This window comes from Bilophila sp. 4_1_30, from assembly GCF_000224655.1.
In the GTDB taxonomy this organism is placed as follows: Bacteria; Desulfobacterota; Desulfovibrionia; order Desulfovibrionales; family Desulfovibrionaceae; genus Bilophila; species Bilophila wadsworthia.
This window is the reverse complement of record NZ_JH114231.1, coordinates 561,743-572,142: the sequence shown is the minus strand read 5'-3', so window position 1 is coordinate 572,142 and position 10,400 is coordinate 561,743. Positions and strand designations below refer to the sequence as shown.

At 54.8% G+C, this 10,400-nt stretch carries 7 protein-coding genes and 2 pseudogenes; 5 read left to right on the top strand and 4 right to left on the bottom strand.

Annotated elements, in window-relative coordinates; genetic code table 11:
- Window positions 1-29 precede the first annotated feature (29 nt).
- Window positions 30-279, top strand: a pseudogene (tnpA, locus tag HMPREF0178_RS02755) (IS200/IS605 family transposase); the annotation flags it as partial.
- A gap of 293 nt (window positions 280-572) precedes the next feature.
- On the opposite strand, the gene HMPREF0178_RS02750 reads toward tnpA, so the two are convergent.
- On the bottom strand, window positions 573-1,115 hold the full coding sequence (locus tag HMPREF0178_RS02750) for a helix-turn-helix transcriptional regulator (protein WP_009378857.1): 543 nt from the start codon (window positions 1,113-1,115) through the stop codon (window positions 573-575).
- A gap of 629 nt (window positions 1,116-1,744) precedes the next feature.
- Window positions 1,745-2,755: an acyloxyacyl hydrolase gene (locus tag HMPREF0178_RS22320; RefSeq protein ID WP_232281170.1), complete on the bottom strand. Its 1,011-nt coding sequence runs from the start codon at window positions 2,753-2,755 to the stop codon at window positions 1,745-1,747.
- 249 nt (window positions 2,756-3,004) lie between these two features.
- Here HMPREF0178_RS22320 and HMPREF0178_RS02735 point away from each other — a divergent pair, with 249 nt between their 5' ends.
- The 3 genes from HMPREF0178_RS02735 (at window position 3,005) to HMPREF0178_RS02725 (ending at window position 8,016) form a co-directional block, all read left to right on the top strand.
- Window positions 3,005-4,201 (top strand): ABC transporter substrate-binding protein, encoded by a 1,197-nt coding sequence (locus tag HMPREF0178_RS02735; protein WP_232281169.1) that lies wholly within the window; start codon window positions 3,005-3,007, stop codon window positions 4,199-4,201.
- Window positions 4,198-6,450, top strand: coding sequence for an EAL domain-containing protein (locus HMPREF0178_RS02730; RefSeq protein WP_009378851.1), 2,253 nt, complete (start codon window positions 4,198-4,200; stop codon window positions 6,448-6,450). The genes HMPREF0178_RS02735 and HMPREF0178_RS02730 overlap by 4 nt, the downstream gene beginning before the upstream one ends.
- A 372-nt stretch (window positions 6,451-6,822) precedes the next feature.
- Window positions 6,823-8,016, top strand: a complete 1,194-nt coding sequence (locus HMPREF0178_RS02725; protein ID WP_009378849.1) for an MFS transporter — start codon at window positions 6,823-6,825, stop codon at window positions 8,014-8,016.
- A gap of 118 nt (window positions 8,017-8,134) precedes the next feature.
- On the opposite strand, the gene HMPREF0178_RS02720 is transcribed toward HMPREF0178_RS02725, so the two are convergent.
- Complete coding sequence (locus HMPREF0178_RS02720; RefSeq protein WP_009378847.1) at window positions 8,135-8,410, bottom strand: helix-turn-helix domain-containing protein; 276 nt, start codon at window positions 8,408-8,410, stop codon at window positions 8,135-8,137.
- A gap of 284 nt (window positions 8,411-8,694) precedes the next feature.
- Window positions 8,695-8,892 (bottom strand): annotated as a pseudogene (locus tag HMPREF0178_RS22970) (helix-turn-helix domain-containing protein); the annotation flags it as partial.
- Between the two features lie 318 nt (window positions 8,893-9,210).
- On the opposite strand from HMPREF0178_RS22970, the gene HMPREF0178_RS02710 reads away from it, so the two are divergent.
- Window positions 9,211-10,400: alkyl/aryl-sulfatase (locus HMPREF0178_RS02710; protein WP_009378846.1), on the top strand; the 1,190-nt coding region annotated here is incomplete at its 3' end.

Sequence of the window (10,400 nt, the reverse complement as noted above, 5' to 3'; positions counted from 1 at the left end):
TGTACATATGCTGCTAGGACGATACCGCCAAGATGAGCGTGTCTGGATTTATGGGGTATCTGAAGGGTAAAAGCAGCCTGATGCTGTATGAACGAGTTTGGCGATCTGAAGTTCAAATACCGCAATCGTGAATTCTGGTGCCGGGGCTACTACGTGGATACGGTAGGCAAGAACAAAGAGAAGATTAGGGATTACATAAAGAAACAGCTGGAAGAGGATAAACTGGGTACGCAGCTTTGCCTTCCCTACCCGGGTAGTCCGTTTACGGGCCGCAAGTAACAGAAATGCCGACGCCAGATTCGCTATGCGCCTGTTAGGGCGCTGCTGGTAACAGAGCCTTACAGGCGCATATGAAGAACCACCGGCTAGGCCGGTGGGTTCCTTTTATGCCCGGGAGGCTGCGTTGGATTCCGGCTTTTCCTCCGATTCCGGTATGCGGATTCTTTACCTATAAAGGTATACAGGCCTCCACGTGAGAAGGGCAGCCCGAACGTGGCGCGGTCGACGTTCAAACAGGCATTCAAACACCGTAGCAAGGGAGGCCGCGTAAAGGCGTCGTCACTCGTTGACGATCAGTTTTTTCTCTTCGGTTTCCGCCAATTCTGAAAGAGGTTTTCTTTATCAAAAGAAGCCTTTTTCATACACAATATATGAGTACATTCGGCCAGATCTTTGCGTGCCGCCAAAGGCTGGAGCGATTCCTTTGCCACACGGCATTCCGTGATGACGTCATTCAGGGCGGAGCGGAGTTTGCGGGCATTGTGAGGGACAATGACCTGCGTTTCCGCGAGAATCCGCTGCACGTTGCCGAGAGCGGCCCCGGCGCGGACTACGGAGGTCAATACCTCGGTCCTGTTTTGGGCGGGAGGGACGGCGTTTTCCTCCGTTTCGACTTGCGCTTCCAGCCAGCGCAAAAGGATATTGTTGCCCAGTGTTGAACAGAGGCGCGGTATCATTTCCAGGCTGGGGAGATAGTTGTCCCCTGCATTGAGATAGCGTTTGATTACAGAAGGAGAAACGGTAAGCCGTTCAGCGATTTCTTCGATAGTAAGGGCGCTTTCATCCTTTGCGAGTTGGAATGCTTCCGTTCCGGTCATATTCTTCAGATCCGCCATGTGGTCTTTTCCTTAAAATGGATACAGTGATTCTTATTCTTATACCTTATATTTCTTTCCAAATAACGATATATTCACAGGGAGGCAAATGATGAGCTTACGCAAGGAAGAACTCGTATTGGCAGCATGTCTTTTGGAAACCACGGATGCGTCGCTTTTGGCTGAGGACGCTATGGGTGATGTGAAGCAGATTATGATGAACCTCCCTGAATCGCTTGATCCGGCGTATCGAGGCCTTCTCGCAAAGGCCGCGTGTATTCTGCTTTCGTCAAACAGGTTTTCGCCGGGAGCGGCAATAGCTGAAGCCCGGAAAGTCATGACGCTCGCCGGGTTTTGATATATTCTTCTCCATGCCTTTCTTCCGTATCGGGGAGGGGGGGGAGCCTTGAAGCCTCCATCAGCCTGGATCCTACAGCCATAAGGGAAAGGCGCTGATACCAGTGGGAAAAGGCATCTTGGCATAAGAGGCGCTCAAGAGCATTGGGCGCTGAGGGCATAAGAGAAGGCCGAGGATCGGAAACGTCCCCGGCCTTCTTTATTGTCTTGGCTCAATGGAGCGGAAGGAGTGGCGCCGCTCCAAGCAACCTGTCGTGGTAACGGGGATAGGCCGCTTCCTTTTCAGGGGGCGCCTAAAAGCGGAACCCGTATGAAACGCCATAGGTATTGAAGCCGGAGTTGTGGTTGTTGAGGCCGGCGTTGGAAAAATGGGCCACGTCAACCTGAACATCATGGCGATAGGATTCTCCAAAGCGGATACCGGCACTTCCTTTGGTGCGGAACTGGAAGTTGCAGCCAAGTGCATGCGAGGCGATTTTATTGTCGGAAAGCATGAAGCCGCCGAAACTCCCCGACACATAAGGCCGCCAAGAGCCTTCCCGCCAGAAATCCACAACGGCTCCGCCCGCAATGCCGCCTCCCCAGATAGTATCGTGATCCCGTTTCCAATAGACGCCGGCACATTCGATTAAGGGGCGTATTTCCAACATGTCGTTTCCATAAAACGGATTCAATGTATACCGCAGGCTGAGATCGCCGGTTATCGTATCCGCGTCACCTCCGTTCATGCCTAACGAAACGGACCATTCTCCGGCAAAGCAAGGGATACAAAACAAACAGAGTACTGCCGCCGTGAGCAGAAGCCGGCGTAAGGAAACAAGCACATCATACTGCCTATTTTGAAAAAAACGCTTCATGGCTTCCAATACCTCATGCTGCAACGGATTATGGGGTAAAACGATATCGTAATCGGGAACTTTTTTCAATTGCCTTTGGACATTCTTGAGCAATGTGCGGCTTGTCCACCGCTTTTTCCTTTTGATACACAGGGAAAGAGGCTTCCCCTCTGTCTGAGGCCGTGTTTTCCGGAAAACGGATGCGCTCTCGCGGGAGGATATCTTTGTGTTAAGGGAAACGGCGGTAAAGGAAGCCGATGACCGGCGCAGCGCACCGCTTGTGCAGGTGAACCTGATGGCTTGCCGGTGGAGTCCGTCGTCGGTTTCGCTTGCGGCCGTTTTCTCCACGGCAAGGGAACAACCTCCACTTTGAAGTAGTACCGTGTACAAAGTGGTCACATGGCACATGAGGCTGAGCAGGCAATCCGGCGCGCCTGGTTGCTCTCCTTCCTTCTTTTTGCTATCCAAAAGTTATTTTATTGACGATTTCAGCGTTGCTATTCGTATATCATTTAAATAACAATAGCCAACAAGCCGTTTTTTCTTTCTTGTATAGGCAAGCCGTTTTTTTAGTAAAGCTGTTTACGTGACAAGCAAGCGTATCATCAAAACTGCCAAGTCCTTCCGGTATTCTTTATGAGAAAGTTGTTTTTTTTGTTTATCCTCTCGCAATGCTTTCTTTTATCCGGTTTTTATTTCCAACGGGGCAATCAGAATGTGGAATACGATAACCCCGCCCTGTACCCGCAAGTCCTGCTGACGTTTTTGGGGGTTCAATACCCGTCCGAAAATAAGGCAGTCACAGAGCATGTTTTAAATAACTACTCAAAATCACATCCTAATATCCTCGTTAGTTACGAATGGATCCCGTTACGCACGTATCCTTGTATCCTCAAGAAGCGTATCCGTTCAAACAGCCTTGACGACGTGTTCATGCTTTCGCTGGACTCCCGATATCAATTACCGGAGGGGGTGCTTGCCGATCTCTCCAGCCTGCCGACCTTGGCAGCGTACCGTCAGCAAGTCCTCGCGCAAATGCGGAAGGGTGACACCATCCCGTATGTGACGACCAGCCTTGGAGCGTTCGGCCTGTTCTGTAATCTGAACATGCTTGAGCGGAACCGGCTGAAGGTCCCACAGACTCTGGACGAGTTCCTTGCCGCCTGTGCCGCCTTCCACCGCATCGGGATCACCCCTCTTGCCGTGACCCGGGAATGTTTGCGTGCTTTGCTCATTGCCAGGGCCTATGAGCCCGTCGTCTTTGGGGACGCCAACGCCTTCTTTCATTCGCTCAATACGGATGAGGCCTTTTTGAGGCGAACACTGCTGAGAGGGTTCCTTTTTCTGGCTCTGCTGCGCGACAAAGAGTATTTTGATGTCGACGACCTCGTCCTGATACGGGAAAACATGCCCGGCATGTTCTTTTCGGCGGGAGAGCAACCGTTCATGATCGGTGGCAGCTGGTTTTCCCCGGTACTTGGCAAGGCGCAATCCGCGTTTCGCTTTTCCGTTTTTCCTCTTCCGGTGACCAGCCAAGGGGCTGTCACCGTGCTCGGCCTTGATACGCCGCTTTCGGTCAGTTCGCGGAGTGAGCATGTGCCGCAGGCCGTCCAGTTGGTGGAAGGGCTGACGAGCCCAGAGAACATCCTGATTTTTAATGATGGGCAGGGCGGCTTCAGTCCGCTGAAGAACGCGCCCCTTCCCGCTGACAAAGCGGTACATCCGCTTTGGAAGAGCATGGATGCGGGGAGGGGGATCTTCCATTCGGATATCAGGCTGCGCTATAATCTTTGGCACAGGCTTGATTCCGGTATCGAATTGATCCTTTCCGGTGCGTCCGCCGAGGAAGCGACGGAAAGCGTCATTCAAGCCTTGCGCGACGCCCAACAGGGAAAAGAGGGAAAACAGTCATGATGACGTCGCGAAGGCAAAACCTGTTTATCGGCTCCGCCGTTGCCTTGCTTTTCGGGGTGTTGTGTTGGATTTCGTTTGATTTCATGCATTCGGTTCAGCAGTCCCTGTGGGATAATTCGGTCAAGAACATTATGGAAAGCACCGCGCGCGGCGCGAATGTGCTCCAGCGCGGATATATCAAAGATCTTGAAATGCTGCGTATGCTGGCGAACGAACTTGAGCAGGGAAAATCCTCCGATTCTGGGCGTATCCGCAGTAAGTTGAAGAGGTTTCTTTCCGATACGGGCAACCTTTCCGCCCTGATTTTCGAAGATGGGACCGGCTATGTGGACACCGGGCTCGCCGTTACGCTCACGCCTCAGGAAATGGAGACCTTCAAAGGATTGCACGAGAGCAGTGGCCTGCTGTTCCCATACCGCAACCGAGGGACCGGGCGGAGGACATTCACCATCTATACGGTGGTGGATTTCCCCGACGGGCGCAAGGCGTACTTGTTCAAGGGCTATAATGTTGAGACTCTGTACGCCACCTATGCCATGTCCTTCTATAACAATACGGGGTTTTCCTATGTGGTGGCCCCGGACGGCAATATTGCCATGCGCTCAGTCCATCCCGCCAGCAACAAGACCTTTTCCAACCTGTTCGATCTCATCAGCCAGAGCGAGAACAACCCGGATGTGGTGGAGTCGTTCCGCAATTCCTTGAAAAACGGCAAAATGGGCATAGCCATGTTCAGCAACCGGCATGAGGAATTTGTTTTTTGCTATGTCCCCATGCCCGAGATGGACGGATGGTATATCGTTTCCGTTGTCCCCAATGTGGAGATTATGCGGGAAGCGAACTCCATTATTCAGAAAACATTGTTTATCTGTTTCCTGATTTTTGTGGGTTTTCTGATCTGCTTCCTCATTTACCTGTACATCACGCGGGGCTATCAGAAAGAGATCTACGCGCTTGCCTATACGGACAAGCTCACGGGAGTACGGAATTTTACGAAGTTCAGGCAGGATGGCGAAGGGATGCTTCAAGCCCGGGACGGGCTCCCGTGCGCACTCCTATCCATCAACATGCTCAACTTCAAGATATACAACGACGTGATGGGGTATTCGGAAGGGGACGCGCTGCTGAAAGCCTTTGCGCGCATATTGGAGCGCGAAGCGCCCCGCCCGGTGCTTGTCGCGCGCATGTTGGCCGATGCGTTTCTGGTGCTGTTCCCCTACAAGGGGAAAGAGGAGCTTGTGACGTATTGCGAGGCGTATTCCCGTGCGCTCAATGGTTTCATCGTGTCCCGGGAGCAAAATTACCAGTTGGAGTTGCGTTCCGGCATCTGTTGCGTGGAAGACAGCGACGCCTCGGACATCAATTCGCTGTTGGATCGCGCCAACATGGCCTTGAAGACGATCAAGATGAAGGGCGCGGCCCAGTGGAAATTTTACGACCGCACCATGCGTGATAAATTGTTGCGGGAAAAGGATCTGGAAATACGCATGGAAAAGGCTCTTGCCGATGGGGAATTCCTCGTCTACATCCAGCCGAAATATTGGGTCGGCACCCGGGCCCTCGCGGGCGGGGAGGCTCTGGTGCGGTGGAAGAGCCCGGATCAGGGATTCCTTTCACCCGGTGAATTCATTCCGCTTTTTGAAAAGAACCGCTTTATCGTCAAGCTCGATCAGTTCATGTTTACATCTGTATGCGGTCTGTTGCGCCAATGGCTCGACGCCGGGATCGAGCCCCGCCCCCTGTCGGTCAACGTGTCGCAGATGCAGTTCCACACGCCCGATTTCGTTGAACGGTACATCGGGATAAAGTCCCAGTACGCCATCCCCGACGGCCTGTTGGAATTGGAGTTTACCGAGAGCATCTTTTTCGACAATGTGGCGCTGTTGAGTTCCGCCGTGCATGAATTTCGCCGGGCGGGGATAAAGTGCTCCATAGACGATTTTGGGGCGGGGTATTCCTCGCTCAATGTGCTCAAGGCCTTGCCTGTGAGCGTGCTCAAGCTCGACGGCATGTTCTTCCGTACGGCGAAAGACGATGAGCAGGCCAATATCGTCATCAGGAACATCATGCGCATGGCCGGGGAACTCAAGATGGCCACGGTTGCCGAGGGCGTCGAGACGCCCGAGCAGGTGGCATTTCTGGAGACGACGGGATGCGACATCATCCAAGGTTACGTGTTCGCCCGCCCGATGCCCGCAGCGGAATTTACCGAGCTTCTTGCCGGGGAGGGTGGGCACGCAGAGCGTTGATCGGAAAAAGGCGGTTTGTCCGGAAAACGGGTCGGCCCTTGGCCGTCTTTGTCCCGCTCGCGTCAGTGGGGTTGACTCCGGTCCCAAAGTGGGGGAGGGGGCTTCCCGTCTGGCGGCGTTTCCCCATATCCTGACATCTGTTCCCGACTCCCTGGTGCCCGAGGCATCCGGGGATCGGGCATTTTGGCGTCCCGCCTCTTTTTCCTCTTAATTCCGAAAGGCGCGGTAGACATCCACTCTAACAGCGTTATAGTGAGGCTGCTTCCGTCAGGCTCGGTTCGCCGCTGATCCGGCCCGGTCGTCAACATAGCTTCCCGAACAGTATGCGATTCGCTGAAAGGCGAAGGGATTCTAACCGACAAGGGGCTCGACATGCGTTTTTTTGCGGACCGGACCACCACACTGTTGCAGATTTTTCATGTGATCGTGGACGGATTGTATGACAGCGTGCCCATTTTGCTGTCGTTCATGATCGTCGCTTTTGGCGCGCAGGAAAAGGACGCGGGGGTCATCCTGTCGGTTGCGGCCCTGCTGGGCACGCTGGCGGGCCTGGGCACGAAGGGCTGTTCGCAGCGGTTCGGTTTTTTGCGTACGCTGTGCCTGATCACCGGCGCGTACGGCGTGGGGTATGTGGCGAACACGTTCTCCCAGAATATCTGGTTCTCGGGCTTTTTCTTCGTCATTGCCATGATGGGGTATGGCGTGTTCCACAACGCGGCGTTTTCGTATCTCACGGCGCGCACCGAGCGTCCCACGCTCGGCAAGGTGTTGGGGGACTTCACGGCCATAGGCGACATCGGCCGGATTCCGATCACCGCTTTCGCCGGATTCCTCGCGGCTTGGAGCTTTGCCGGAATCCCCGGCTGGCGGATCGTCTGCGCCCTGTTCGGGGCTGCTGCCTGTTGCATTACGTTGTACTTGTTGTGGATGTGGCTGCGGAACGGGGACGCTGGCGGTTCGCCCTGCGAGGAGCGCAAGAAGGCGCAATCCCTGCTGCCGCCTCTTTCGCTTCTGCGGGATCGCCATACGGCGTCCACGGTCGTCGCCAATATTCTGGACGGCTTCAGCGGCGATCAAATTTTCGCTTTCCTGCCGTTCCTGCTGTTCGCCAAGGGGATGGATCCCAAGGTCATCGGCAGTTTCGCCTTGGCCTTCACCGTGGGCTGCTTCGCGGGGAAAATGGCCTGCGGGCGGCTGGTGGGCATTTTCGGTTCCCGCAAGGTTTTCATCACATCCAAACTGCTTATGTCCGCTCTGTTGGCGGTACTGGTGACGGCACAGGGCTTGCCCGTGATCATAGTCACCTCCATCCTGCTCGGCATCGTCACCAAAGGGACCGTCCCCGTCTTGCAGACACTGCTTGTGGAACCGGTGACGGATCCTCAAGCCTACGATGATCTGTTCGCCGTCAATACGTTCGCTCGCGGCTCCACCAATATCCTGACGCCGTTGCTGTTTGGGTTCATCGCTTCGGCGTTCTCTGCGGAATACATCTATGTGCTGATGGCGATAGTCTCCGTGTTTGCGGTGGCCCCCGTCCTGTTTGGGCGGCCCATGCGCGCTTAGCGATTCCCTCCGTGGGGATGGAGAACCTTTCCGGAAAAGGTGGTCCTGTTTTTTGCCGTTACCGTACGCAATGTTGCTTGAAGAGACAGCGTGAACGCCGTCCGAGATGAGGCCGGTCCTAAGAGGCCGTCTTCACTGTGGCGGCATTTCTTTTTTCCGTTTCGTCCACAACGGCGTCCAGCAGTTCGCCGGGGCGGACGCCGAACGCCCTCGCAAGCGTAATCAGCATATCCACATTGGGGACGCTGTGCCCGCCCTCCAGTACGGAGATGAAACCCTTGCTGGCTTCGCCGTAGTCAGCAAGCTGCTGTTGGGGCAACCCCGCAGCATCCCTGTAGCGCCTGAGAATCATGGGCATGACGTGTTTTGCGATTTTCCCGCATCCGTTGTTCATGGTTTTTCCTGTGTTTTTTGTCTCAGTGGGGAGTTTAGCTCGAATAAGCCGTTCATGAGGTGAGGCATGAGGGGCCAAAGTCTCACAACAGGCTGTCAACATTGTAGGGTGACGGCCTAAGCGGTATGGTTGGGGGTGAACCAATATCTCTCCAACATTATACGGCGGAACACCATACCTATCTATTGGCTACGGCTGTTTGTTTGAGGCGGGAACCGTCACAATATACGCCAAGAGGCACGGCCGTGTCAGACCCCGGCTTTGGCTTTTTGAGCTGCCACTGGTCACATTTTTATCCGGCAGGCTTTTGAAGGGGCCTCGGCCAAAGAGCTTTCCATCGCAAAGATGGGCTCAGACGGCTTTGCCCCGAGAGCTTCCGCCAACACGAACAGTATTTCCAGATTAGGGGATTTTGGGCTGCTTTCCAGCATACTGATGTAGGATGTGACCACGCCCGCCTTTTCCGCGAGTTTTTCCTGCGTGACTTTCCGTTCGTTTCAAAATGGCCTGAGGACAGGGCCGAAGGCTGGGAGTGGGGGGTATTCATTTGAACCCCATAGCCTACAGCGTTTGGCTTGTTTTCACCTGTCAGTGAAATGGTCCATAGATGAAAAACGGAATACCCTGTTTTTCTCCTGTCAGGATATGGCGTTGCATCCAATGGCGCAAGCAGACAAGGGCTATGGTTGCTCCATTCGGCGGAAAGTTCGTTGAGTTCTCCGTCAGCATACTGTACGACGGTAAGAACGCCTGTAGAGGCGAACAAGACGCGTCAAACCGGAAAAGGAGCGTTAAAGACCATGTTGAAGCCAAACGGAGCAGCAGAACTCACTGCATTTACGGAAAAATCTTATAAGGAAACGATAACGCCCATTGTGCCCGGCATTTGGCATGTCCTCGGCGTAGGCCACAGCAACGCCGTCATCATCGAAGGCCGCACCAGCGTCATCCTGGTCGATACACTTGATACGCTGGAGCGGGGGCAAAAGCTGCTGGAGATTATCAGGAGCAAGACTGAAAAGCCGGTTAAGACCATCCTGTATACGCACGGTCACCCGGATCACCGGGGCGGAGCCGGGGCGTTTTCCGGTACGGACCCGGAAATCATCGCCTTCGCGTCAGCAACCCCCGTGTTGAAGAAAACGGAAATGTTGCAGGATATCCAGAACCTGCGCGGCATCCGGCAATTCGGGTATGCATTGAGCGATGAGGAAAACATCTCCCAAGGCATCGGGATACGCGAAGGGCTTGCCTACGGGGAGTCCCGAGCTTTCCGGCAGCCGACGACCGTCTACGATGAGGACAAGGTCGTCCGCGAAATCGATGGCGTCCGGCTGGAACTGGTCCGGCTCCCCGGCGAAACGGACGACCAGATTATGATTTGGCTCCCGGAGAGGCAAGTGCTGTGCTGCGGGGACAACTATTACGGCTGTTGGCCAAACCTGTACGCCATACGCGGCAGCCAATACCGCGACATAGCGGGCTGGTTGGACAGCCTCGACGAGATTTTGTCCTATTCGGCGGCCTACCTGCTGCCCGGACATACGCGGCCGCTGTGTGGCAAGGAGGAGGTCCGGAGCGTGCTGACGGGTTTCCGCGATGCTATTCGGTATGTTCTTGAGAAAACGCTTGCGGGCATGAATGAAGGAAAGGATATAGACACCCTGGCTTCCGAAATCGTACTCCCGCAGGAGTATGCCTCGCTGCCGTATCTGGGAGAGTATTACGGATGTGTGGAATGGACGGTCCGGGCCATCTTTACCGCGTATCTGGGGTGGTTCGACGGTAACCCCACTAATCTGCACCCGTTGCCGCCGAAGGAACGCGCGGAAAAGGCCGTTGCGCTGGCGGGAGGGGCGGACGCCGTGTTGCGGGCGGCGGAAGAGGCCGTGCGGAAAGGGGAATGCCAGTGGTGTCTGGAGCTGTGCGATCTGCTGTTGACCATAGGCGTCAACGCCGAGGCCGCTCGGCGGCAAAAAGCCGTTGCCCT